At 56.6% G+C, this 23,578-nt stretch carries 27 protein-coding genes; 15 read left to right on the top strand and 12 right to left on the bottom strand.

The window, feature by feature from the left end:
- Nucleotides 1-19: 19 nt before the first annotated feature.
- The 5 genes from prmA to ACLPGZ_RS17090 all read right to left on the bottom strand — a co-directional run bounded on the left by prmA (nt 20) and on the right by ACLPGZ_RS17090 (nt 4,023).
- Nucleotides 20-940, bottom strand: coding sequence for a 50S ribosomal protein L11 methyltransferase (gene prmA / locus ACLPGZ_RS17110; RefSeq protein WP_429641717.1), 921 nt, complete (start codon nt 938-940; stop codon nt 20-22).
- Between the two features lie 96 nt (nt 941-1,036).
- Nucleotides 1,037-2,386 carry an acetyl-CoA carboxylase biotin carboxylase subunit gene (accC, locus tag ACLPGZ_RS17105; RefSeq protein WP_009460612.1) on the bottom strand — a complete coding sequence of 450 codons (1,350 nt, stop codon included), beginning with the start codon at nt 2,384-2,386 and terminating at the stop codon, nt 1,037-1,039.
- A 4-nt stretch (nt 2,387-2,390) separates the two neighbouring features.
- On the bottom strand, nt 2,391-2,843 hold the full coding sequence (gene accB, locus ACLPGZ_RS17100) for an acetyl-CoA carboxylase biotin carboxyl carrier protein (protein ID WP_009460610.1): 453 nt from the start codon (nt 2,841-2,843) through the stop codon (nt 2,391-2,393).
- 86 nt (nt 2,844-2,929) lie between these two features.
- Complete coding sequence (aroQ, locus tag ACLPGZ_RS17095; RefSeq protein ID WP_009460608.1) at nt 2,930-3,364, bottom strand: type II 3-dehydroquinate dehydratase; 435 nt, start codon at nt 3,362-3,364, stop codon at nt 2,930-2,932.
- 161 nt (nt 3,365-3,525) lie between these two features.
- Nucleotides 3,526-4,023 (bottom strand): TlpA family protein disulfide reductase, encoded by a 498-nt coding sequence (locus ACLPGZ_RS17090; protein ID WP_026484403.1) that lies wholly within the window; start codon nt 4,021-4,023, stop codon nt 3,526-3,528.
- 108 nt (nt 4,024-4,131) lie between these two features.
- Between ACLPGZ_RS17090 and mpl the strand changes: the two genes are divergently transcribed.
- The 8 genes from mpl (at nt 4,132) to ACLPGZ_RS17050 (ending at nt 12,651) form a co-directional block, all read left to right on the top strand.
- Nucleotides 4,132-5,496, top strand: coding sequence for a UDP-N-acetylmuramate:L-alanyl-gamma-D-glutamyl-meso-diaminopimelate ligase (mpl, locus tag ACLPGZ_RS17085; RefSeq protein WP_429641715.1), 1,365 nt, complete (start codon nt 4,132-4,134; stop codon nt 5,494-5,496).
- A gap of 28 nt (nt 5,497-5,524) precedes the next feature.
- The gene (locus ACLPGZ_RS17080; RefSeq protein WP_026484405.1) at nt 5,525-6,112 is read left to right on the top strand and encodes a YqiA/YcfP family alpha/beta fold hydrolase; all 588 of its coding nucleotides are present in this window, start codon (nt 5,525-5,527) and stop codon (nt 6,110-6,112) included.
- Between the two features lie 41 nt (nt 6,113-6,153).
- A complete protein-coding gene (locus tag ACLPGZ_RS17075) occupies nt 6,154-8,043 on the top strand; it encodes a ribonuclease catalytic domain-containing protein (protein WP_429641713.1) in 1,890 nt (629 codons plus the stop codon).
- Between the two features lie 5 nt (nt 8,044-8,048).
- Complete coding sequence (locus ACLPGZ_RS17070) at nt 8,049-8,918, top strand: energy transducer TonB (protein ID WP_321387655.1); 870 nt, start codon at nt 8,049-8,051, stop codon at nt 8,916-8,918.
- Between the two features lie 106 nt (nt 8,919-9,024).
- Complete coding sequence (gene aroE / locus ACLPGZ_RS17065; protein ID WP_009460598.1) at nt 9,025-9,876, top strand: shikimate dehydrogenase; 852 nt, start codon at nt 9,025-9,027, stop codon at nt 9,874-9,876.
- Nucleotide 9,877: 1 nt separating this feature from the next.
- The gene (gene mtgA / locus ACLPGZ_RS17060) at nt 9,878-10,597 is read left to right on the top strand and encodes a monofunctional biosynthetic peptidoglycan transglycosylase (protein WP_429641711.1); all 720 of its coding nucleotides are present in this window, start codon (nt 9,878-9,880) and stop codon (nt 10,595-10,597) included.
- A gap of 53 nt (nt 10,598-10,650) precedes the next feature.
- Entirely contained in the window at nt 10,651-11,811 is a 1,161-nt protein-coding gene (gene lptG / locus ACLPGZ_RS17055) for an LPS export ABC transporter permease LptG (RefSeq protein ID WP_429641709.1), read from the top strand.
- Nucleotides 11,812-11,814: 3 nt separating this feature from the next.
- On the top strand, nt 11,815-12,651 hold the full coding sequence (locus tag ACLPGZ_RS17050; protein ID WP_429641707.1) for a symmetrical bis(5'-nucleosyl)-tetraphosphatase: 837 nt from the start codon (nt 11,815-11,817) through the stop codon (nt 12,649-12,651).
- Between the two features lie 5 nt (nt 12,652-12,656).
- Here ACLPGZ_RS17050 and ACLPGZ_RS17045 read toward each other — a convergent pair whose 3' ends face one another.
- The 4 genes from ACLPGZ_RS17045 to ACLPGZ_RS17030 all read right to left on the bottom strand — a co-directional run bounded on the left by ACLPGZ_RS17045 (nt 12,657) and on the right by ACLPGZ_RS17030 (nt 14,667).
- Nucleotides 12,657-13,421 carry a lysophospholipid acyltransferase family protein gene (locus ACLPGZ_RS17045; RefSeq protein WP_009460588.1) on the bottom strand — a complete coding sequence of 255 codons (765 nt, stop codon included), beginning with the start codon at nt 13,419-13,421 and terminating at the stop codon, nt 12,657-12,659.
- Nucleotides 13,422-13,444: 23 nt separating this feature from the next.
- Nucleotides 13,445-13,852, bottom strand: a complete 408-nt coding sequence (gene ruvX, locus ACLPGZ_RS17040) for a Holliday junction resolvase RuvX (protein ID WP_009460586.1) — start codon at nt 13,850-13,852, stop codon at nt 13,445-13,447.
- Nucleotides 13,853-13,868: 16 nt separating this feature from the next.
- Nucleotides 13,869-14,390 (bottom strand): YqgE/AlgH family protein, encoded by a 522-nt coding sequence (locus ACLPGZ_RS17035; protein WP_009460584.1) that lies wholly within the window; start codon nt 14,388-14,390, stop codon nt 13,869-13,871.
- Between the two features lie 112 nt (nt 14,391-14,502).
- A complete protein-coding gene (locus ACLPGZ_RS17030) occupies nt 14,503-14,667 on the bottom strand; it encodes a rubredoxin (protein WP_009460582.1) in 165 nt (54 codons plus the stop codon).
- Nucleotides 14,668-14,789: 122 nt separating this feature from the next.
- On the opposite strand from ACLPGZ_RS17030, the gene ACLPGZ_RS17025 reads away from it, so the two are divergent.
- From ACLPGZ_RS17025 to hemL, 3 genes are read left to right on the top strand one after another with little or no spacing between them, the layout of a single operon-like run.
- Nucleotides 14,790-15,617: a bifunctional hydroxymethylpyrimidine kinase/phosphomethylpyrimidine kinase gene (locus ACLPGZ_RS17025; RefSeq protein ID WP_009460580.1), complete on the top strand. Its 828-nt coding sequence runs from the start codon at nt 14,790-14,792 to the stop codon at nt 15,615-15,617.
- Nucleotides 15,610-16,296 carry a thiamine phosphate synthase gene (thiE, locus tag ACLPGZ_RS17020; RefSeq protein WP_022983601.1) on the top strand — a complete coding sequence of 229 codons (687 nt, stop codon included), beginning with the start codon at nt 15,610-15,612 and terminating at the stop codon, nt 16,294-16,296. The genes ACLPGZ_RS17025 and thiE overlap by 8 nt, the downstream gene beginning before the upstream one ends.
- Nucleotides 16,297-16,340: 44 nt before the next feature.
- Nucleotides 16,341-17,624: a glutamate-1-semialdehyde 2,1-aminomutase gene (hemL, locus tag ACLPGZ_RS17015; protein ID WP_429641705.1), complete on the top strand. Its 1,284-nt coding sequence runs from the start codon at nt 16,341-16,343 to the stop codon at nt 17,622-17,624.
- Nucleotides 17,625-17,681: 57 nt separating this feature from the next.
- Here hemL and ACLPGZ_RS17010 read toward each other — a convergent pair whose 3' ends face one another.
- Complete coding sequence (locus ACLPGZ_RS17010; protein WP_009460576.1) at nt 17,682-19,331, bottom strand: AMP-binding protein; 1,650 nt, start codon at nt 19,329-19,331, stop codon at nt 17,682-17,684.
- A 733-nt stretch (nt 19,332-20,064) separates the two neighbouring features.
- Between ACLPGZ_RS17010 and ACLPGZ_RS17005 the strand changes: the two genes are divergently transcribed.
- Both ACLPGZ_RS17005 and argJ read left to right on the top strand, forming a co-directional pair.
- Nucleotides 20,065-20,595: a MarR family winged helix-turn-helix transcriptional regulator gene (locus ACLPGZ_RS17005; RefSeq protein ID WP_009460574.1), complete on the top strand. Its 531-nt coding sequence runs from the start codon at nt 20,065-20,067 to the stop codon at nt 20,593-20,595.
- A 94-nt stretch (nt 20,596-20,689) separates the two neighbouring features.
- Nucleotides 20,690-21,916, top strand: coding sequence for a bifunctional glutamate N-acetyltransferase/amino-acid acetyltransferase ArgJ (argJ, locus tag ACLPGZ_RS17000; RefSeq protein ID WP_137430655.1), 1,227 nt, complete (start codon nt 20,690-20,692; stop codon nt 21,914-21,916).
- 74 nt (nt 21,917-21,990) lie between these two features.
- On the opposite strand, the gene ACLPGZ_RS16995 is transcribed toward argJ, so the two are convergent.
- Together ACLPGZ_RS16995 and ACLPGZ_RS16990 are read right to left on the bottom strand one after the other, a co-directional pair.
- Nucleotides 21,991-22,152 (bottom strand): DUF1328 domain-containing protein, encoded by a 162-nt coding sequence (locus tag ACLPGZ_RS16995; RefSeq protein ID WP_009460570.1) that lies wholly within the window; start codon nt 22,150-22,152, stop codon nt 21,991-21,993.
- 105 nt (nt 22,153-22,257) lie between these two features.
- Nucleotides 22,258-22,461: a CsbD family protein gene (locus ACLPGZ_RS16990; RefSeq protein WP_009460568.1), complete on the bottom strand. Its 204-nt coding sequence runs from the start codon at nt 22,459-22,461 to the stop codon at nt 22,258-22,260.
- A 395-nt stretch (nt 22,462-22,856) separates the two neighbouring features.
- Between ACLPGZ_RS16990 and rplU the strand changes: the two genes are divergently transcribed.
- Together rplU and rpmA are read left to right on the top strand one after the other, a co-directional pair.
- Nucleotides 22,857-23,168, top strand: a complete 312-nt coding sequence (gene rplU / locus ACLPGZ_RS16985) for a 50S ribosomal protein L21 (protein WP_003801901.1) — start codon at nt 22,857-22,859, stop codon at nt 23,166-23,168.
- Nucleotides 23,169-23,218: 50 nt separating this feature from the next.
- Nucleotides 23,219-23,479, top strand: coding sequence for a 50S ribosomal protein L27 (gene rpmA / locus ACLPGZ_RS16980; RefSeq protein WP_009460566.1), 261 nt, complete (start codon nt 23,219-23,221; stop codon nt 23,477-23,479).
- Nucleotides 23,480-23,578 lie beyond the last annotated feature (99 nt).

The raw sequence follows: 23,578 nt of genomic DNA, 5'->3' as shown, positions 1-23,578 counted from the left end.
CACCTTAAGTTCTGCCGTCTTATAACGGGCGTTGACCAGCCAAACACACCCAGCCATCGCGCTCCTGCCAGACCGACATGGGCAAGTAGGAGGAATAGACCTCGATCATTTCCTCGGCCTGCCAATCGTAAATACCGGACAGGATCAAATGCCCGCCCGGTTTGACACGGTTGGCCAGCATGGGAGCCAGCATACGCAGGGGATTGGCCAGAATGTTGGCGACAACCAGATCCGTTTGCCCGGCGGGCATGGCATCGGGCAGCAAGCCTTCAACCTCGACCTGATTGACTTGCGCATTGTAGCGCGTGGCAATCACGGCCTGCTCGTCAATGTCCACACCAACCGTATGGCCAGCACCCAGCTTGCGGGCGGCAATCGCCAAGATACCGGAGCCACAACCGTAGTCCAGCACGGTCTGACCCGCTTGCACATGATGGGCCAGCCAATCCAGACACAAATGCGTCGTGGGGTGACTGCCGGTACCAAAGGCCAGGCCGGGGTCCAATTCAATGCGCACCAGGCCGTCATCGCCTTCCTGGGCGGCTGGCAGATCCTCATCGTCTTTGTGCCAGCTGGGCACGATCAGGATACGATCGCCCACCGGGATGGGACCAAACTGCGATTGCGTCAAACGAACCCAATCCTCGTCGGGCACTTCGCGCACGCTCCACTGGGCCTTTGCAGGATCCAGCACACCGGCTTCAAAAAGTGGTTGCAACAACTCTTCTGGCTCCAGCTCCTCGGGCAGCAAGGCCACCACCCGATTTCGATCCCAGGCCAGCACATCCGGTTCGATACCAGGTTCGCCAAACAGGGGCTTTTCCTGGTCGGTATCACCATCGGCATCTTCCACCGACACCGACAAGGCGCCCGCCTCAAGCAAGGCATCGGACAAGCGCTCGACCTCGTGTTCCTGGCAGCTCAGTAAGAGTTCACGCATACATAGTTTCCATAAAGCAAAACAGGGGGCTCGCCCCTGTTTTACATAGTCATCATTCTTGTCAGGTCAGGCCTGTGGCCTGACCTGTTGCTGCCCTTACTTGCTACGTTGGGCCAGCTTTTGTTCCAGGTAGTGAATGCTGGTGCCGCCTGCCTTGAAGCTGGCGTCCTGCATCAATTCCCGGTGCAGATCCACGTTCGTCTTGATCCCTTCCACCACCATTTCGGACAAGGCAATGTCCATACGGGCAATGGCTTGCTCGCGCGTCTTACCGTAGGTAATCAGCTTGGCAATCATGGAATCGTAGTACGGCGGCACGGTGTAGCCGGTGAACACGTGCGAGTCGATACGCACGCCAGGGCCACCGGGAGTGTGCCACTTGGTAATCAAGCCCGGGCTTGGTACGAAGTTGAATGGATCTTCCGCGTTGATACGGCATTCGATCGAGTGACCTTCAAACTCGATGTCACGCTGGCGCAGCACGAACTTCTCGCCTGCGGCCACTTTGATCTGCTCCTGGACCAGATCAATGCCGGTGATCATTTCAGTGATGGTGTGTTCGACCTGAATACGGGTGTTCATCTCGATAAAGAAGAACTCGCCGTTTTCGTACAGGAATTCAAACGTACCAGCACCGCGGTAACGCATGCGACGGCAGGCATCGGCACAACGCTCGCCGATGCGTTCGATCAGGCGACGTGGAATACCTGGAGCCGGTGCTTCTTCAATCACTTTCTGGTGACGACGCTGCATGGAACAGTCGCGCTCACCCAGCCAGACTGCATTGCGATCACCATCCGCCAATACCTGAATTTCGATATGGCGTGGATTCTCGAGGTACTTTTCCATGTAGACCTCGGGATTATTGAACGCAGCAGCGGCTTCGGTTTTGGTCGTGGCAACGGCCGTCAGCAAAGCGGCTTCGGTGTAGACCACGCGCATACCGCGACCACCACCACCGCCAGAGGCCTTGATGATGACCGGGTAGCCCACTTCACGGGCAATGCGCACGATTTCTGCGGGATCGTCGGGCAAGGCGCCGTCCGAACCGGGAACCACAGGCACACCGGCCTCGATCATGGCTTTTTTGGCCATGACCTTATCGCCCATCGTGCGGATGTTCTCGGGACGTGGGCCGATAAAGACAAAACCGCTCTTTTCGACACGATCAGCGAAGTCCGCGTTTTCAGCCATAAAGCCGTAGCCAGGGTGAATGGCTTCCGCATCGGTGACTTCTGCTGCCGAGATAATGGCAGGCATGCTCAGGTAGCTGTCACGGGCTTGGGCGGGGCCAATACACACGGCCTCGTCGGCCAGACGCACGTACTTGGCACCACGATCAGCTTCAGAATAAACGACGACTGTCTTGATACCCATCTCGCGGCAAGCGCGCTGGATACGCAAGGCAATTTCGCCCCGATTGGCGATTAGGATTTTTTCAAACATATCATCAACCGATGACGAACAGAGTCTGACCGTATTCCACCGGCCCGCCGTTTTCAACCAGAATTTCCTTGATCACGCCGGACTTGTCGGCTTCGATCTCGTTGAGCAGCTTCATGGCTTCGATAATGCACAAAGGCTCGCCTTCCTTGACCGTCTGGCCCACTTCCACAAAAGGAGCAGCGCCTGGGCTAGGAGCACGGTAGAACGTGCCGACCATAGGAGCCTTGACGGCGTGGCCTTCGGGAACGGCGGGTGCAGCGGGAGCTGCGGCAGGAGCGCCAGCGGCGGGGGCTACCACCTGGGCTACAGGAGCCTCGGGAGCATAGACCACGGGAGCTGCCGAGCTTTGCGAAAATTTCACAATGCGAACCTTGTCATCACCTTCAGTGATTTCCAGTTCGGCAATGCCAGACTCGGCTACCAGATCGATCAGGGTTTTGAGTTTTCTAAGATCCATGCGTACTTCCCGCAACGCCGCACTAGCCACTGACTGGGTCAGGACGGCATTAAAAAAATATTGGTCAAAAAAACGAAACGAACCGCCTAACTATTCAAAGCAAACCGCAGCGCGGCTTCATAACCGTAGGCCCCCAAACCAACAATGACACCGCTAGCGATGTCAGAGAGATAGGAGTGGTGACGGAACGGCTCACGACGGTGAACATTGGACAGATGAACTTCAATAAACGGAATACCGACACCGGCAAGCGCATCCCGTATCGCCACGCTGGTATGGGTGTAGGCCCCAGCATTGATCAGGATGAAATCCACGCCCTCGGTACGGGCTTGATGAATTCGATCGACGAGCCCGCCTTCGTGATTACTTTGAAAAAAATGACACTGCGCGCCATGCTGGTCGGCCAGCACCTGTAAACCACTGTTGATATCGTCGAGAGTCTGATGTCCGTAGACATCGGGTTCTCGGGTACCCAGCAGGTTGAGGTTGGGCCCGTTAAGGACCAGGACATGTTTCGCCATAGCGGATTTTTCGTCAAGACAGACCGCCTTTTTACGCTAAATAACGTCATTTGTCCATAAACCTGCTTGGCTTACAAACAGTTAGCATTGGTCCCATCCCGTTTGAAACAGGGGTGGACCAGACCGACAATTTGACGAAATTAAGCGAAAAAGTCGGCCAGTTAGCGTTGAGCTTTAATAACTTCGTCCAACTTTTCGGGATCTATCTGGCCCAAAATGCGTTCGCTGACCCGGCCATTGCTGCCAAACACGACAGTAAAGGGCAATCCGCCCTTTTTATTGCCCACGCTGCGCATTTGTTTCAAGCCACCCGAACCAGCCAGCAAAATGTCGTAACTGACCGGCACGCGTTCCAGAAACTCTTTCACGTTATCCAGCGAGTCCACTGCAATACCCACAAAGTTCACCTCGGGGTAGCGTTTGTGCAGTTCCTGCAGATCCGGCATTTCCTTGACGCAAGGTGCACACCAGGTCGCCCAGAAGTTGACCACCAGGGGCTTGCCTATATAAGTAGAGAGCGCGCGATCTTCGCCCTGAAGATCCTTGAAGCTTTGCGCCAGGAAGGGGTCTGAAGGCAGCAAACTGGCCCAAGGGGCGGGATGCAGGGCCAAAAGACTTGCACACACTAGCGATTTCTGCAGAAAAAGACGCCTACGCATACCGGCTCACACCTGAAAAAATATCATCTGGGGATGATAGCACCGGCCCTCACCAAAGCTCACGCATCAGATCAAACAGTCGTCTAGAATACAGGCCGGAGGATTGTCATGCACATACATATACTAGGAATTTGCGGCACATTCACGGGTGGTCTGGCCCTGATTGCCCGCTCGGCTGGCCATACGGTTACCGGTTGCGATGCCGGGGTCTACCCGCCCATGAGCACGCAGCTGGAAGAACAAGGCATTGAGCTTATTGAAGGCTTTGGCGCAGAGCAAACCAGGCTGTCCCCTGATCTCTATATAGTGGGCAACGTGGTGACGCGCGGTAATCCTCTGATGGAAGCCATTCTGGATCAGGGTCTGCCTTATACATCCGGCCCGCAATGGCTGGGCGAGAACATTCTGCACAAGCAGCACGTTCTGGCCGTGGCCGGCACGCACGGCAAGACCTCCACCAGCTCCATGCTGGGCTGGATCCTGGAACAGGCCCAGCTGTCCCCCAACTTCCTGATCGGTGGCGTGGCCCCCGGCCTGGGTGTGTCGGCCCGCTTCAATCCAGAACAATCCCTGTTTGTGATCGAGGCCGACGAATACGACACCGCCTTTTTCGACAAGCGCTCCAAATTTGTTCACTACCGCCCCCGCGCGGCCATCCTGAACAATCTGGAATACGATCACGCTGATATCTTCCCTGATCTGCACGCCATCCAGACCCAATTTCACCATCTGGTGCGTACCATCCCCTCCACCGGGCTGATTCTGCGTCCTACCCACACCCCCAGCCTGGACGAAACCCTGGCCCGTGGATGCTGGACGCCGGTTGAACAGTTTGGCCCCGACGGAGATTGGGACAGCAAGGCAATCAGCGCCACCTCTTTCGACGTGATGTTCAAAGGCCAGTCCCAAGGCAGCGTCCAATGGACACTGACCGGCGAACACAATCGCCTGAACGCTCTGGCCGCCATCGCCGCTGCCCACCATGTGGGCGTCAAACCTGAACAGGCTTGCGCGGCACTGAGCCAATTCGCCGGCATCAAGCGCCGCATGGAAGTGCGTGGCGTGGTCAATGACATTACCGTCTACGACGATTTTGCCCATCACCCTACCGCCATTGCTACTACGCTAGCCGGTTTGCGCAGCCAGACAGGTAAAGCCACCCGAATTCTGGCCGTGCTGGAGCCACGCTCCAACACCATGAAGCTGGGTGCCATGGCTGCCCGCCTGCCCGGTTCGCTGGAAGATGCCGACCTGGTTTTTTGCTACGGCGAGACCCAGGGCAAGCACGCGCTGGGTTGGGATGCGGCCAAGGTCCTGGCTCCTTTAGGGGATCGCGCCACAGCGTGGAATGATTTGGATAAAATGGTTCAGGCCATTGTTCAGGCCAGCCAGCCCGGCGATGCCATTGTCGTGATGAGTAACGGCAGCTTTGGCGGCATTCATCAGCGCCTGCTGGATCAACTGTCACGCTGACCCTCTTATCTATATAGCAGGTGCCTCCATGATCCTCTATCTACACGGCTTTCGTTCCTCGCCTTCGTCCTACAAAGCGCAGCGCCTGAAACAAACCATGCAGGACAGGGGCTTGCTGCACCTGTGGCGCTGCCCGCAATTGCCCGCCAGCCCGGCCCAGGCCATTGCCATGTGCAAGCGCATTGTGGACACGGAAATGCAGGCAGGCATGAGCGCCGATCAATTGTGTGTGATCGGCTCCTCGCTGGGCGGTTACTATGCCAGCCACCTGGCGCAGCACTATCACAGCCGCGCCGTGCTGCTTAACCCGGTGGTCTACGCAGGGCGCGATCTGGCTACGCAGGTGGGCGAGCATGTCTGTTATCACTCGCCCGACCCGTTTCACTTCCTGCCCGACTATGTGGATGAGCTTAACGACATTCACGTACCACGCCCCAGCGATCCCCAGCGCTTTTACCTGCTGGCCGCCAAAGGTGATGAAGTCCTGAACTGGCGCGAGATGGCGGACTGGTACAAAGGCAGCCAAGGTCACATTCTGGAAGGCGGAGATCACGGCCTGACCGACTTTGATCCCTGGATCGACGAAATTTTGCGCTTTGCCCTGCAACAACCTTAACTATCTTTACCGGATGGCCAGCACCATCCAGATGGAAAATCATGTACGTCCTTTTTGAAGACAGCGGTAATTTCAAAGCAGAAAAAATATTTTCTGACAGCGATACCACCATGCAGGTGGAATCCGCGTCTGGCAAACGCAGCAAAATAAAGAAAAACAGCGTTCTATTTACCTTCGAGCAGCCCGCCCCGGCAGAACTGCTGGAAAAAGCCCAAGCGCTGGCCGAATCCCTGGATATCAATTTTTTATGGGAATGCGCCCCCCAGGAGGAGTTTGAAGCGTCCACGCTGGCACAGGATTATTTCGGTCACGCGCCCAGCGCTGTCGAAAAAACCGGCACCATCTTTGCCCTGCACAGCGCACCCGCCTACTTTCACCGTCGTGGCAAAGGGCTGTACCGCCCTGCTCCGCCAGAAATTTTGCAAGCCGCTCTGGCCGCCATTGAAAAGAAACGCCTGCAGCAAGAGCAAATCCAGACCTGGGCCGAACAGATGATCAAGGGCGAACTGCCGCCCGAAGTTGCCGAGAAAGCCAGCACCTTCCTGACTCAGCCAGACAAGAACACGCTGGAGTGGAAAGCGTTTGATCAGGCCCAGAAAGAACTGGGTGTCAGCACGGAAAAGCTGCTGCTGTCGCTGGGTGCCTGGTCCAATCCACTGACTTTGCATCAACATCGCTTTTTGGCCGCGCACTTCCCCAAAGGGACAGGCTTTCCGGAGATTGCCCTGCAAAATTGGGGGCAGGACCTGCCCGAGGCCGATGTCACCGCCTACTCGGTGGACGACGCCAATACGATTGAAATTGACGACGCCCTGTCCGTCCAGCACCCGGAACCGAGCCGCCTGCGTATCGGGGTTCACATTGCCGTGCCTTCGCTGGCCTTGGTTCGTGGCAACGAGATCGACCAGATTGCCCGCAATCGCATGGCAACGGTATACACACCGGGCTACAAGATCCCTATGCTGCCGCCCGAGCTGATCGCGCATTTCTCCCTGGATCAAGGGCAGACTCGTCCTACCCTGTCGCTGTATGTAGACGCCGACATCAGCACTGGTGAAATCCTGTCGCATCAGACTCGTCTGGAACGCATTACCGTGGCGGGCAACCTGCGCCAACACGAGCTGGACCCGCTCATCAGCGAAGAAGCTCTGGCCGACGAAAACGCCGAACTGCCCTATGCACAATGGCTGCGTCCGCTATGGAACTTCTCGCGCCAACTGTCAGCCCAGCGTGAAGCCGTGCGTGGCAAACCGGAAAACAATAACCGTGTGGAATACAGCTTCGAGCTGGATGGCCCGCACGACGATCCAAACTCCATCATTCGTCTGGTGCCACGCGTGCGCAATGCGCCGCTAAGCCTGCTGGTGGCTGAATACATGATTCTGGCCAATCAGCTGTGGGGCGGTTTGCTGGCCGAGCACAATGTGCCCGGTATTTACCGCTCCCAGCAGTTCATGCGTACGCGTATGTCCACCACCCCCGGCCCGCACGAATCCATTGGTGTGCCGCAATACATCTGGTCGACCTCGCCTCTGCGCCGTTATGTGGACCTGATCAATCAGGGCCAGATTCTGGCGGCGGCCGAGCACGGCATCTCCGCACGCCTGGCCGCCCCCTTCCAGCCCAAGGATGCGGATCTGTACGCCATTATTGGCGCCTTTGAATCGCAATACACCCAGTGGTCGGACTACCAGTCGTCTCTGGAGCGCTTCTGGTGCCTGCGCTGGCTGCAACAAAACGACATCAAGCAAGTCCAGGCCAACTTCATCAAGGAAGATCTGGTGCGCCTGAGCAATGCGCCGCTGGTTCTTCATGTCCCCGGGCTGCCAGCACTTGAACGTGGTCAGGAAGTCACGCTGGATCTGTTGTCCTTCGACGAACTGGCTTTGACGGTGGAAGCCCGTTTACGCTCGGTCGCCACGGCTGACTGACGATCATGACCAAGCTCGACCGCCGCCACGCGCCCAAAGACTATTTGTGGCTGGCGGTCGCCCTTTCGGCACTGATTCATCTTTTGCTGATCTTCTGGCCGGCTCGCGCGCCCTCGCCCACACCAGCCAACAGTCTGGATGTAGCACTGGTCAATTTCAGTACCGACTCGGCACCGTTAAGTCCCCAACTGTTAGCGCAGTTGAATCTGGATGGCGGCGGAGAGCATCAGCAAGGGCAAGCCAGCAATCCTTTGCCGCTGACCGATCCCAATCTGCCGAATCAGTTAGTGCTGGAAGCCTTGCGTGCACGCCAGCAAAGCCTGGAAGCTGAACAGCAGCGCCTGCTGGGCGAGCTGGAAAGTCAGGACAAGGTACCTTTGTCGACACCCAGCTTTGAATATATTGGCGCGTCCATTGAGCCCGGCCCGGACGACCATGATCTGGACCCACAAGTGCAAAATAGCCAACTGGCGATTTTACGTGAGCAGATTCGTGAACAACAACGCCAACCCCGCTACCACTATGTAGGCCCCAGCGCCAAAGCCAGCGAACAAGCCCAGTACCTGGATCAGTGGCGTCAAAAAATTGAGCAGACCGGCACCCGCCACTATCCGAAGCAAAATGGCGAGCAACTGTACGGTCAGCTGCAAATGACAGTCTATATCCGGCGCGATGGCAGCCTGCTGCGTGCCCAGATTACTGAGCCTTCAGATCAGGCCGCCTTGAATCTGGCGGCCCGCCGCATTGTGGAACTGGCCGCCCCCTTCGCCCCCCTGCCCGAACAAGTGGCTCCTGGCGCGGATGTACTCGTCATTACCCGCAGCTGGAGTTTTACGCATGACAGGCTCAGTATGCACGGCACGGATGTGCAATAAGATCGTATTGTCCACAGCAAGCTCTGGCAAAAGCAGACCCTAGGGTAAAATATGCGCTTTCAGCCTTGGGGCTGACACCTCACAACAAGACAAGCATCGCTCAACCATGCCCGACACGACTCCCGCCAAGCGCTACGGCGTTATTGGTCACCCTATCGAGCACAGCCGCTCTCCACAAATCCATACGCAGTTTGCCAGCCAGTTCAATCTGGCCCTGAGCTACGAGCGCATTCTGGCACCACTGGATGGCTTTAACGCCACCGTGGAGGAGTTTTTCAGGGACGGCAGCGGCCTGAATGTCACCTTGCCCTTCAAAGAGCAGGCTTATGATCTGGTGGGCCCACGCTTGAGCCGTCGCGCTCGCATGGCCGGAGCCGTCAATACGCTATGGCTGGAAGATGGACAGTTGCACGGCTGCAATACCGATGGCGTGGGCCTGTGCTCGGACCTGCTGCGTGTCGGCCACAACCCGGAAGGCAAGCGTATCTTGCTGATCGGTGCAGGTGGTGCCTCGCGTGGAGTGGTGTTCCCCTTATTGGAAGCCGGTTGCGAAATGCTGCACATCATCAACCGCACCAGCGCCAAAGCCTACGACATTCGTGAGCAGGTCGTTGCTCTGGACCCGGATGCCTCCCGCCGCCTGAGCGCGGGCGGTCTGGACGACCATTGTGGCGACTGGGACATTGTGATCAATGCCACCTCGGCCAGCCTGAACCAGAATCTGCCCGAACTGCCAGATGCCCGTTATCGCAGCAACTCTCTGGCCTACGATATGTTTTATGCCAGCGAACCCACTGCCTTCATGCGTGCCGCCGAGCAAGCCGGTGCCACACATAGCAAAGATGGCCTTGGCATGCTGGTAGGCCAAGCGGCCGCCAGCTTTCAGATCTGGCACGGCGTAGAGGCCGATGTCGAACCCGTACTGGCCCAGTTGCGCCAGGACATCGGACAAATCTGACGTGCGTCGCCTTCTGGCCCATCCCTGGAAACTGGCTGGCCTGGCCGTTCTGGCCGTGGCCGCTGGTGTTCTGCTTTATCAGATCGCCCTGTTCTTGATGGTGCTCTGGTATAGCGTAGTACCGCCCCGCATGACCACCTTCATGGCGGCCGAACAGGGCCAGTTGCGCAGCGCCAATGCAGATGCCGAGCTGCGCTATCAATGGGTGCCGTACGACAAGATCAGCGTCAATTTGAAACGCGCGGTGATTGCCTCCGAAGATTCGAACTTCCTGAACCATTCAGGTGTCGAATGGGATGCCATTCGCAAAGCCTGGGAATACAACCGCCGCCAGTCGGAAAAGGGCTCTACCCGCCGTCGTGGTGGTTCTACCATTTCCCAGCAACTGGCCAAGAATCTGTTTCTATCGGAATCACGCAGTTATCTGCGTAAAGGTCAGGAATTGATTCTGACCTATATGATTGAAACCGTCATGAGCAAGGAGCGCATTCTGGAGCTGTACCTGAACGTAGCCCAATGGGGAGAAGGCGTTTTTGGTGCCCAGGCGGCGGCACGCCACTACTTCAAGGTTGATGCGGCCAAGCTCAGTGCCATGCAGGCCGCCCGTCTGGCAGGCATGTTGCCCAACCCGGCCTACTATGACAAAAACCGTAACAGCCCCTATTTGCAATCGCGCACGCGCACTATCAGTCAACGTATGCGACAAGTCGCTATTCCCTGACTGCAATCCGCATTTTTGTTAAGCTAGCCACGTCTTTCCTGGGCCCTATTTTCATGCGCACCGCACGCCGCTATCTCGCTTCCGAAATCTATCGCTCCAGCGCCGTGGTGCTGATTGCCCTGCTTGGCCTGTTTACCTTTTTCGCCCTGATTGAAGAGCTGGACAAGGTCGGTTCCAAATTCACCCTGATGAATCTGTTTTACATCCAGGCCCTGGAACTGCCCACTCGTCTGTACGACCTGCTGCCCATTGGCCTGTTGATTGGTGCCACCCTGGCCCTGGCCAGTCTGGCTCAACGCAATGAGCTGGTGATTTTGCGCGCATCAGGCGTTAGTGGCCTGCACATGATGCTTATGCTCTGGACCATTACCCTGCCCCTGGTGGGTGGAGCCTTTGTACTGTCCGAGTACGTCACCCCCATGGCCGAGATCAAGTCCAGTGAGCAAGGTATGGCCTTGCTGGGACGCTCCGGTGGCGGTCGTCTGGACAGTGGCTACTGGTTCAAGGAAAACAATGACAGTGGCGGGGGGCGCATCATCAATATTGCCAACCTGCAGGGCGATGGCAAGGTAAGTGATGTCAGCGTATTCGACTTCTCGGATGGGCAGCGCCTGAGTGCAATGACTCAAGCGCCCAGCGGGCAGTTCCACAAGAACCAGCTGGACTTGCAGGACGTTACCGAGACCCACGTCAATGAGCAGGCCCACACGGCTCTGTCACAGGATAAGGCACCTGATCAAGCGCTGGTCAAAATTGAAAAACGCCCCACCTTGACGCTGACCACCACGCTAACGCCCGATCGTCTGATTGCCCGCGTCGTCACACCCGAGCGTATGTCCATTCTGGATTTGAAGGACTACATTGGCTATCTGGACGCGAACAAGCTGCAAACCAAACGTCAGGTTGTGGCCCTGTGGCGCAAAGTCGCTTACCCCTTTACCTTGCTGGTCATGATTACCATTGCTGCGCCTATCGGCTTCATGCAGACCCGCCATGGCGGTGTGGGCACCAAGGTCTTTACCGGTATCTTGCTGGGCGTGGGCTTTTTCATGATCAATCAGCTGGCCTTGAACGTGGCCATGCTCAGCAATCTGGCGCCGTGGGTCACCGCTCTGGTTCCGAACCTGATCGCCATGGCCATGGCCTTGAGTGCTCTTATCATGATGGAAAACCGGCACAACCGGCGTCGTCGCAACTCCAGCACAACCAACTAAATCATGTCCTTAGCTACTTCCCCTGCCATCTGGGCGATTGGTGATATTCAAGGCTGCTGCCGCCCCCTGGACAGCTTGCTCAGCCATCCTGATGTGGCTGCCGACAGCCAGGCCAAATTCTGGTTTGCAGGCGATCTGGTCAACCGTGGCCCGGACTCTCTGGGAGCGTTGCGCCTGATTCGTTCTCTGGGCGATCGCGCTGTCTGTGTACTGGGCAACCATGACATTCACTGTCTGGCAGTCGCTGCCGGGGTCCGCAAGCCCGGCAAACAGGATACCTTGCAGGAACTGCTGGCCGCGCCGGACGCACAAGAGCTGCTGGACTGGCTGCGACACCAGCCGCTGGCTCATTACGAGCATGACCATCTGATGGTGCATGCCGGAGTGCACCCTGACTGGAGCCCGGAGCAAACGCTGGAATACGCCCACGAGCTGGAAGCACTGTTACGTGCGGATGACTGGCAAGACAAGATTATTGAGTTGTTCGGCAACAACCCGGATCGCTGGGATGCTGAGCTACAAGGCTACGACCGCCTGCGCGCCATTGTCAGCACCTTGACCCGCATGCGCATGTGCGATGTGAATGGCCGCATGGACTTTAAGCACAAGGGCGCACCGGATGCCGAGTCCGGCTTGCTAGCGTGGTATGAAATGCCGAATCGCGTCTGTGCCCAGGTCCCTATTATTTTTGGACATTGGTCTACGCTGGGCTTGCTGAACACGCCTACCGTGATCAGTCTGGATACCGGCTGCGTCTGGGGTCGCCAGCTTAGTGCTGTACGCCTGCAAGACCGGCATCTGGTTCAGATTCACTGCCCGGAAAGCAAGAAACCGGGCTAAGGCCATCAGGCCTCGACAGTAACGGCCTCGGGGCACACGACCGCACGAATCTGTTCACGAGCTGTTTGTGCCGTTTGCGAGCGTCCCCACTCCGTACAGGACTGAGCTGGCATCAGATCCAGAAAATGGCAGTGCACAGAGACATTACGCGCACTGAGCAGAACCCAGATATTGCCAACCAGAGACTGCTCGCCCACAAAGGCAAAGCGCTCACTGCGCTGGCCTTTCTGCTCAAACACCAAGGCCACCGGCTGAATATCCACATTCAGGCTAATAGCCGTCTCAAACAAGCTGGCGTGAAAGGGCTGCACATCCAGACCGGTTGAGGTGGTGCCTTCAGGGAACAGGCCCACGGCATCACCACGCTCAAAGCACACCGCCATCTGCTGGCTGACAATCTGAATGGCACGACGCTGCCCACGCTCAATGAAAACCGTTCCTGCACCCGCCACCAGCCAGCCAATCACTGGCCAACGGCGAATATCGCTTTTTGCAATGAAAGAGGTACTACGCACGCTGTTGAGTACAAAAATGTCCAACCAGGAGATATGGTTGGACACATAGAGCACGGAGCGATCCTGAACGGCCTGGCCGTGCTGCAGTACACGTACGCCGCAGATCAGCATCAAGAGGCGCGACATGCGCAACACCATGACGCGGCGCCCGCCTGGACGCAATACCGGAAAAAGCAGACCGACGCTTAACAAGCCGACCACGATCCACACAATCAGAGCGACAGCGCGCCAACTAAAACGAAATAAACTAATCAAAAGGCTGCAACCTTGTAGAGGGCTCAGGCCGGTGGCAGGCTGTCCAGATATCGCTGCAGGATCACGCAAGCTGCCATGGCATCATCATCGTCATTATTGCCCAGCAATTCTTGAGCCTCCATGCTGGAGCCCCGCTCATCGACCAGGTCTACTGCAACGCCATAGCGACCGTGCAGTTGGTTGGCAAAACGCCGACACCGCAGCGAAGCATACTGCTCGCCGCCATCCAGGGTCAAAGGCAAACCTACCACGACGCGATCGGGCTGCCATTCCTTGAGCAAAGCCTCGATAGCCGCAAAGCGCTGTTCCCGCGTAACGGGCCGCAAAATCGTATAAGGGCGGGCCTGGCGCGTCAAGGTGTTGCCCAGCGCCACGCCAATTTTTTTCAGGCCATAGTCAAAGGCCAGCAAGGTTTGCGCCGAGCTGACCATTGACGGTGTTTCGTGTTCAGGCATGGCCCGCAGCACCTGTCAGGGTAAAAGGACTGATTCCCAGCAAGGCCAGGGCGCGATCATAGCGCTCCCCAACCGGGGTAGAAAACAGGATTTCATGGGTAGCCTTGATGCTCAGCCAGGCATTGTCGGCCATCTCGCTTTCCAGCTGGCCCGCAGCCCAACCGGCATAACCCAGCGTGACCAGCATATGCACTGGCCCCTGGCCTTGGGCCACGTCCTGCAGCACATCGCGGGAAGTTGTTAGGGTCAGATCACCCACCCCTAAGCTGGAGGTATAGGTTTTATCGGAGTCATGGAGAACAAAGCCGCGATCCGTTTGCACCGGTCCACCGAAGTAGACAGAAGTCGCGGCCAGATCAGCCCGGTTTTCCACATCCACCTCGATACGAGACAGCAGCTCAACCAGGCTCAGATCCGTTGGTCGATTGATAACAAGGCCCAAGGCACCTTGTTCATTATGTTCACAAACATAAATCACCGTGTCGGCCAAGCTGCCCGAAACCACACCGGGCATGGCAAGTAACAGGTGGTGCGTTAGATCAGCGCTTTCTTGGATTAGCGGGGACTGGCTAGTGGCACTCATACACACCTCCCGTCAAAACAAACCACCTTGGAACTTGAGATGATCACACTTGGATCATTTCGAAGTCTTCCTTACGAGCGCCGCATTCGGGACAGACCCAGTTCGGAGGGACGTCTTCCCAGAGTGTGCCCGGCGCAATGCCTTCCTCAGGCAAACCTGCTTCTTCATCATAAATCCAGCCGCAAATCAGGCACATCCACGTACGCATAGTATTCCTACTGTATTTGTAAACATAGTCCGATCCGCGTGCAAATCGGGGCAATCCATTAAAATGGGGTTCATATTACTAAATTACTCAACCCGTGACATCCAGAGCCTTGCCGGCCCTGCATGGGTAACCAAGACAAGATGGCTGCTGAAATCAAAAATTCAAGTCCTGCTCTGGCGCTCGTGCTGGCTCCTTATGATCCCAGCGGCGGTGCCCACCTGCCCGCCGATGCCATCACTGGCGCTCATCTGGGCTGCCATATCGTCAGCGTGCCCACCGCCTTGCTGGTGCGCGATAGCGCGCAGCAAGAAAACATTCAGACCCTGGCAGAGGACATTGCCGACGACCAGGCGCGCTGCTTGCTGGAGGACATGAACATTCAGGCCATCAAGTGCGGTCCTGTCTACAGTCCTGAAATCGCCAGCATGGTGGCCGAGCTTTGCTCCGACTACCCTGAACTGCCCTTGGTCCTGCACCTGAGCGCCATGCCCACCGGCCTGGACGAGCTGGATGCGGACGATGCTCTTGATGCCAGTTTACGCCTGCTCCTGCCCCTGAGCTCCTTATTATTGATCGACCACCCCAGCCTGGAGCGCTGGCAGGCCGACGAGCTGCTGGGCGACACCCCCGATGCCGTGGAAACCTTGTTGAATAACGGAGCCAATGCCGTACTGGTCACCGGCGTCCCCGGTGCTGCCGGACAATGGCATACGCGCTTTCAGGGACATCACGGTCGTCTGGACTACAGCATGCCGCTGGATGGCGGCCTGCGTCAGCAGGACATAGACAGTTTGCTGGCTACCGCCTGCCTGAGCTTTCTGGCTCAAGGCCACGAGCTGGATAACGCGGTAGAATCAGCCTTGTTGCACCTGCAGGCACGTGCCAGTGACACCTTCCAGCCCGGTATGGGCCACCGCCTGTTCAACCCTGTTGCTCCCCAAAATGACTGACGCCACCACCCTGCGCTTTCCTGCCGGTCTATACGGCATTACTCCCGAATGGGACGACACCGCCCGCTTGTTGAACGCCGTGCGTGCCGCTCACGAAGGGGGGTTGCAGGTCTTGCAGTTCCGTCGCAAGAACGGCCCGGAACCAATCCGCCAGCAACAACTCAAAGAGTTGATCAAGCTGTGCCTGTCTTTGGATCTGCCGCTATTGGTGAACGATCACTGGAGCTGGGCGCAAGAGTTTGACGTGCAAGGCGCGCACCTGGGTAAAAGCGATGGCGAGTTGACCCAGGCCCGTCAGGCACTGGGGCCGCAAGCCCTGCTGGGACGCTCCTGCTATAACAGTCTGGATCTGGCTCGCCAGGCCCTGGCAGACGATGCAGACTACATTGCCTTTGGGGCCATGTACCCTTCCAGCGTCAAACCCGAAGCCCCCCCGGCTGAACTGAACACCTTGCGACAAGCTCGACTGCTTTGCCAAGAACAAGAACACGAGGGACGACGTGCTGCCATTGTTGCGATTGGCGGCATCACACCCGAGAAAATGCCCGAACTGCTGGAAGCAGGGGTCGATAGCGTTGCCGTTATCAGCAGCCTGTTTGAAACCAGCGATATACGCGCCACGGCGCAACGCTTTACCGACTACTTTCACGCCCAGGACTCATCGCGCTTTATGCGCTGACCCCTTGCCTGGCCTTGACCTTTTCACATCTGGATTCTTGCCTCATGTCCCGTAACTCCGAACTTTTTGAACGTGCCTGCAAAGTCATCCCCGGCGGCGTCAACTCGCCCGTCCGTGCCTTCGGTTCCGTGGGCGGCACCCCGTGCTTTATCGAACGCGCTCAGGGCCCTTACATCTGGGATGCAGACGGCCAGCAATACACGGACTACGTGGGTTCCTGGGGACCGGCCATTCTGGGCCACTCCGATCCGGACGTTATCAAGGCCGTACAGGAAGCCGCCGTACACGGCCTGTCCTACGGCGCGCCTACCGAAGGCGAAGTCGTGCTGGCTGAAACTCTGACCAAAATGCTGCCGTCCATCGAGCAAGTGCGTCTGGTCAGCTCCGGGACCGAAGCCACCATGAGCGCCATTCGTCTGGCCCGTGGCTTTACCGGCCGCAACACCATCATCAAGTTTGAAGGCTGCTACCACGGCCACGCTGACAGCCTGCTGGTCAAAGCCGGTTCCGGCTTGCTGACCTTTGGCAACCCCACCTCTGCGGGCGTGCCAGCCGAGTTTGTCGGCCACACCCTGGTTCTGGACTACAACGATCTGGACGCCGTGCGCGATGCCTTCAAACAGAAAGGTAGCGAAATCGCCTGCATTATCGTTGAGCCTTTTGCCGGCAATATGAACTTGGTGCGCCCTGCCCCCGGCTTTCTGGAAGGCTTGCGCGAACTATGTACCGAATACGGCGCTGTGCTGATTTTTGACGAAGTCATGACCGGCTTCCGTGTTGGCCCTCAAGGCGTGCAAGGCCTGACCGGCATTCGTCCTGACCTGACCACCCTGGCCAAGGTGATTGGTGGCGGCATGCCCGTTGGTGCTTTCGGTGGCCGTCGCGACATCATGCAATGCGTCGCTCCCGTCGGCGGTGTTTACCAGGCAGGCACCCTGTCCGGTAACCCTGTTGCTGTGGCCGCGGGTCTGGCAACCTTGAAGAAACTGGCTCAACCCGGTTTCTACGACACCCTGACAGCCAACACCGCCAAGCTGATTCAGGGCTTGAAGACCGCGGCAAAAGAAGCAGGCGTACCTTTTACGGCAGACCACCAGGGCGGCTTGTTCGGGATCTACTTCAGCGAAAACGTACCTACGTCCCTGGCCGAAGTCTCGGCTGGCGACATCGAACGCTTCAAGCAGTTCTTCCACGCCATGCTGGACAAGGGCGTGTACTTTGCCCCCTCGGCCTTTGAAGCAGGTTTTGTTTCGGTGCAGCACACCCCGGACATTACCGACGCCACTGCGCAAGCGGCACGCGAAGTTTTTGCCACCTTCAAAAACTAAAAGAACCAGACACAAAAAAGCGGGCTATATGCCCGCTTTTTTTTATACGCTGAACAATCAGTCTTGCGCCATCTGCCGCAAGACAAAGCGCTGCAACTTCCCTGTCTCGGTACGAGGCAAGGAAGTCACGAACTCAATGGCGCGTGGATACTTGTACGGCGCTGCGTTCTCTTTCACAAAATCCTGCAGCTTCTTTTTCAGCTCATCGTTTCCAGTAAAGCCAGGCTTGAGCACAATGAAGGCCTGCACAATCTGGCCCCGTTCTTCATCGGCGGCACCTACAACGCCACACTCGGCCACAGCCTCGTGCTTGAGCAAGGTCCCTTCCACTTCAGGACCGGCAATGTTGTAGCCCGAGGAAACAATCATGTCGTCGTTACGAGCCTGGTAATACAGGTAGCCGTCCTCGTCCATCTTGAAGGTGTCGCCAGGGAAGTTCCAACCGCCCTGAACAAACTGCTTCTGACGCTCGTCGTTCAGGTACTTGCAGCCTGTCGGCCCCTTTACGGCCAAACGGCCTACCGTACCGACTGGCACCGGATTCAGATCATCGTCCAGAATCGTGGCGACATAACCGGGCACCACTTGGCCAATGGCACCAGCACGCACTTTTTCAGGTGGGCTGGACACGTACACGTGAATCATTTCCGTGCCACCAATGCCATCTGTCATCTCGATGCCGCTGGCCTGCTTCCAAAGCTGACGCGTCGCATCTGGCAAGGCTTCGCCTGCCGACACGGTGGCACGCAAGCTGGCCAAGGAGTAACGATCCACCAAACCAGCCATCTGACGATAGAAGGTGGGTGCGGTAAAGCTCATGGTCACTTTGAAGCGATCAATCATGCCCAGCAGATCGGAAGGCGTCAGACGCTCCAGCAGGACAGTGGATGCACCCACACGCAGCGGGAAGCACAGCAGACCGCCCAGGCCGAAGGTAAAGGCCAAAGGAGGCGTACCGCAGACCACATCATCCGGGGTCAAACGCAGTACGTGACGCGAGAAGGTATCGCACATTGCCAGCACATCACGATGGAAGTGCATGCAACCTTTAGGCTGGCCGGTCGTACCGCTGGTGAAAGCGATCAGACAAACATCGTCAGCCGCCGTATCGCAAGCGGTGAACTCTTCGGGCTTGTCAGCCAACAAGGCTTCCAGACCCTTGGCGCTTTCATCGTTAAAGCACAACAGTTGCTTCAGAGCAGGCGTGTAGGAATCATGCGTGGAGTCCATGCAGTGTTCCAGCTCTTCACGCAGGCGCTCGTCACACAAGGCAGCATGAATCTCGGCCTTGTCCAGAATCGTCTTCAGTTCCACCGCCCGCAACAAAGGCATGGTGGGAACCGTGACCAGACCGGCCTTGATGCTGGCCAACCAGCAGGCGGCCATCATGGGGTTATTGGGACCACGCAGCAAAACCCGGTTGCCGGGCACCAGCTTCATGTCCTCAACCAGAACATGAGCAATACGGTTGGTCAGCACGTCCAGCTGCTTGTAGGTCAGGCTGCGATTCTCATCGCCCTGTGCCCACTGCAAAGCCACGCGATCACCATGCCCCGCTGCTACCTGCTCTCCCAACAGCGCCACGGCACAATTGAGACGAGCGGGATAGTCCACATCCGGATTGCCTTCCAGCAACATCTCTGGCCACCACTCCATGGGTGGCAGATTGTCGCGTGCAAAGGTATCAAGGTGCGCTGAACGTTCCATCCTTATCTCCTGCGTAGATTACGCCCCACTCAGGCGTAGACCTTGGTCCATCAAAGGCGCCAGCCAAATTGGCAAGGTCTATATTGTTTAGTTCTAAAGGATATTAGCAAAAAAAACGCTCCAGTATCAGCAATCCCGACTACGGGTTATCCGCAGTAGCGCATCATCCTCCGCTGTTTCAAGGGGTATCCTAGACTGATCCCGGCTCCTCTGAGGCCCTCGCCCGCGCAACGCAAAATTCAATAATGAATTTCAGGATATAAGAAATAAATCGATCTTCTGCATGCATTTTTTTCAATTAAGAAAAATTACGGCAGGCGTTATTTTTGAAACAAAAAAAAGTATCAAAAAAAGCAGAAAAGTGATTAAGCGAACAGGCGATACAGAGGCAAATGCCTTATACTTCAACTAAATAATCACTTGAATTTAGCCAGCTTATCGTGTCGGATCAAAGTTAGAGCGCCGTCCGAAGATTATTCAAAGCCGTGGCCCTAAAAGTAAATAGCAGACAAGAGTTTGCATTTCCTTACCCAATGCTTTGCCTGCTTTGCCGGTGCTTTCTATCAAGTTGATTAATTTAAGCTTAAAAACGAATTTACTTTGATCTGTCGCAATGTCAAACTTCGAACCAGCCCCTAAGATACCCACCAAGCTAACCCAGCTTGCTCATGGCTGCGGTCTGCGTCCTTCAAAGCTAAACATTTTGGACATGCACCATTAAGGCAAGCTATCTATGATCATGAACGATATCCCCGCTTCCGCCGTCGCCGATGCCGCTCCCGACTTGGAAAGCCGTGCCCATAGCGACGACCACTTCGACACCCGCCTGTGGCTGCGCTTGATGGCCTGCACCAATCTGGTTGAAGGCGAAATTCGCAGTCGCCTGCGTACCGAGCACACGACCACACTGCCCCGTTTTGACCTGATGGCTCAATTGCAGCGTCAGCCCGCTGGCATGAAAATGAGCGAGCTGTCCCGTCACCTGATGGTCACCAACGGCAATATCACGGGCATTACCGATCAGCTGGAAAAAGAAGGTTTGGTCGAACGCATCAAGGTGCTCACCGACCGTCGCAGCTCCCTGATCCGCCTGACACCCAAGGGCAAGCGCCAGTTCAAGAAAATGGCGGCCTCCCACGAGCAGTGGCTACAGGAGATGTTTGCCAACCTGTCGGAAAAAGCGCGCGTCAACCTGTTTGAAGCCCTGGGCGAACTCAAGCTGATCACTCGCAACAACGTGGCCATGGCTGCTCGCGAAAGCTAAGCGCTCCGGCGCGACCAAAGATATGCTCAGGCGGCTCAAAGCAAGTATCATTACTGCTTTGAGCCGCCTTTAACATTGTTTTTCGGATCGCGTCATGGCCGTCAATCTGTTCATTCCCTCTGAATCTGATATTCACCCCGTTGCCGGTGTCAAAATCGGTATTGCCGAAGCCGGTATTCGCAAGGCCAACCGACGCGACCTGACCGTGTTTGAATTGGCCCCCGGCACCAGCGTGGCCGGTGTGTTCACCACCAACCGTTTCCGTGCTGCTCCAGTACAAGTGTGCGAAGCGCACTTGGCTACGCACGATGGCATCCGCGCCCTGGTCATCAACACCGGCAATGCCAACGCTGGCACAGGTCAGGCTGGTTTGGAAAAAGCACAGCAAACCTGCACGGAAACCGCACGCCTGCTGAACATCCTGCCCCAGCAAGTGTTGCCCTTTTCCACCGGCGTGATTCTGGAGCCTCTGCCCATGGATCGCCTGCTGGGCGCTCTGCCTGCGGCGGTGAACGATCTGGCCGACAACAACTGGTTCAATGCTGCTCACAGCATCATGACCACCGACACGCAACCCAAAATCGTGTCTCGTCAAATCCAGTTGTCGGGTAAAACCATCACACTGACCGGCATCAGCAAGGGCGCGGGCATGATTCGCCCCAATATGGCCACCATGCTGGGTTACCTGGCTACGGACGCCGGTATTGCTCCCGAACTGCTGCGCGATATGTGCCGTCTGGCAGCGGACCGCTCTTTCAACCGCATTACGGTTGATGGCGACACCTCCACCAACGACTCCTTCATCATCATGGCAACCGGCCAAAGCGGTGTCACGGTAGAGTCGATTGCAGACCCGAACTACAACACCTTGCTGGATGCCCTGGTCGACGCCTCGCGCGAACTGGCCCAGAAAATCGTGCGTGACGCCGAAGGCGCCACCAAGTTCATGACCATTCAGGTTGATGACGCCGGTTCCAGCGAAGAAGCTCTGAAAGTGGCTTACGCCATCGCTCACTCACCTCTGGTGAAAACAGCCTTCTTTGCCTCCGACCCGAACCTGGGCCGTATTCTGTGCGCAATTGGCTACGCCGGCATTAGCGATTTGGACGTGAGCAAATTGCGTCTGTGGCTAGGCGATGTGCTGGTGGCCGTGAACGGTGGCCGCAACCCCGACTACCAGGAAGAAGATGGCCAGCGCGTCATGCAGGAAGCCGAAATTCTGGTACGTGTTTCTCTGGGCCGTGGCCAACACAGCGAAACGGTTTATACCTGCGACTTCTCGCACGAGTACGTCACTATCAACGCGGACTACCGCTCCTGATAAAAAAACCGTCTCCACCCAATCGGTGGAGACGGTTTTTCCTTACGGACAAGCCCGCCACTGGCGGGCTTGTTCTATTTCTTGCCCATGCCCTTGACCAGCGAGAGCACCGCCAGAATCAGGAACACGACAAACAGGATCTTGGCAATCGAAGCAGCACCAGCGGCAATGCCACCAAAACCCAGCACAGCAGCCACGATAGCTACAATAAAAAAGATTACGGCGTAGTAAAGCATACGATTCTCCTCATCATCAGTACGTACAGGGACAGCACCTTGTCTGACGGGCCATCTCAACGACAGCTCATGAAATACCTACAGACAAAAAAAGGCTCCCACCCGCTAACGGTCGTACTTGTCGTAGAAGTCTTTAACCTCGCGCTCCGCCTCTTCGCGGGTACGGCCATAGCGCTCTTGCACCAGACCGGCCAATTGCGTGGCATCCCCTTTCACCTTGGCCCACTCATCATCCGTAATTTCGCCCCAGACGCTGCGGGCTTTACCGGCCAGTTGTTTCCATTTGCCTTCGATCGTGTCCTTATTCATACGTTTCCCCTTAGTAGGTCCGAAAAATAAATGACTTACGCTTCTGTGAACGCAACAGCTCTACCGTAGCGGAAGGCGAGCCACTCAAAGGCCACAGATTGAGGAGAAATGTAACAAATTAGCGAGATGCCCTGTTCTGGGTGAGGCAGGTCCCCTCACACGTCCTTTACGACCCGAAGGCAAGGGGTCTCCCCTGCCTACCCAGTGAAAAACGAAAGGATTGGATGCAAAATACAGACAGGAGAAGGCCCAAGCCATTGACAGCAAAGCCTTTTTGCCCTATTATTTTTTGCTTGGCATTTTGCGTGTCAAGATTTTTTTATGTTAGATGGCATTACAGCGGGCTGTTATTGGCCTTTTACGCGATGCCTGTTTGACTCTTTAAGGGATTCCCTATGTACGCGGTTATAAAAACCGGCGGTAAGCAATATCGCATTACTGCTGGCCAAAAACTCAAAATAGAACAGATACCGGCAGACATTGGGCAAGAAATTTCGCTTGACCAGGTTCTGTCCGTCGGCGAAGGTGAAGCACTGCAAATCGGTGCTCCTTTCGTTGCTGGCGCTGTGGTCAAGGCTACTGTTCTTGCGCAAGGCCGTCACGACAAAATCAAGATTTTCAAAATGCGCCGTCGCAAGCACTACCGCAAAACGCAAGGCCATCGTCAAAACTACACCGAAATCCGCATCGAAGCGATCAACGCCTAAGTTGTTGCTAAAAGCGAATTTGGTATTTTCTTCATCTAGGAGCTAAAGAAATGGCACAGAAGAAAGGCGGCGGCTCTACGCGGAACGGCCGTGACTCACAGGCCAAACGTCTGGGCGTTAAAGTCTACGGCGGTCAGGTAATTTCGGCTGGCGGCATCATTGTTCGTCAGCGCGGCACTCAGTTTCACCCCGGCGTGAACGTGGGCATTGGCAAAGACCACACCCTGTTCTCCCTGGTCGATGGCAAAGTTAAATTTTCCATCACTGGTGCTCTGAACAAGCGTACCGTTTCGGTCGTTGCTGGCGAATAAGCCACCCGATCAAAGCGTACTCGCTGCGAAAAAGCCCTGCCGCCCTAGGCAGGGCTTTTTTTATGCATGGCCAACCCGCCATCGCCCAAACCCGCCCAC

Origin of the sequence: Alcaligenes sp. Me129, from assembly GCF_050487245.1 — a bacterium.
GTDB lineage: Bacteria > Pseudomonadota > Gammaproteobacteria > Burkholderiales > Burkholderiaceae_B > Alcaligenes > Alcaligenes phenolicus.
This window is presented reverse-complemented; position numbering and strand designations above follow the sequence as displayed.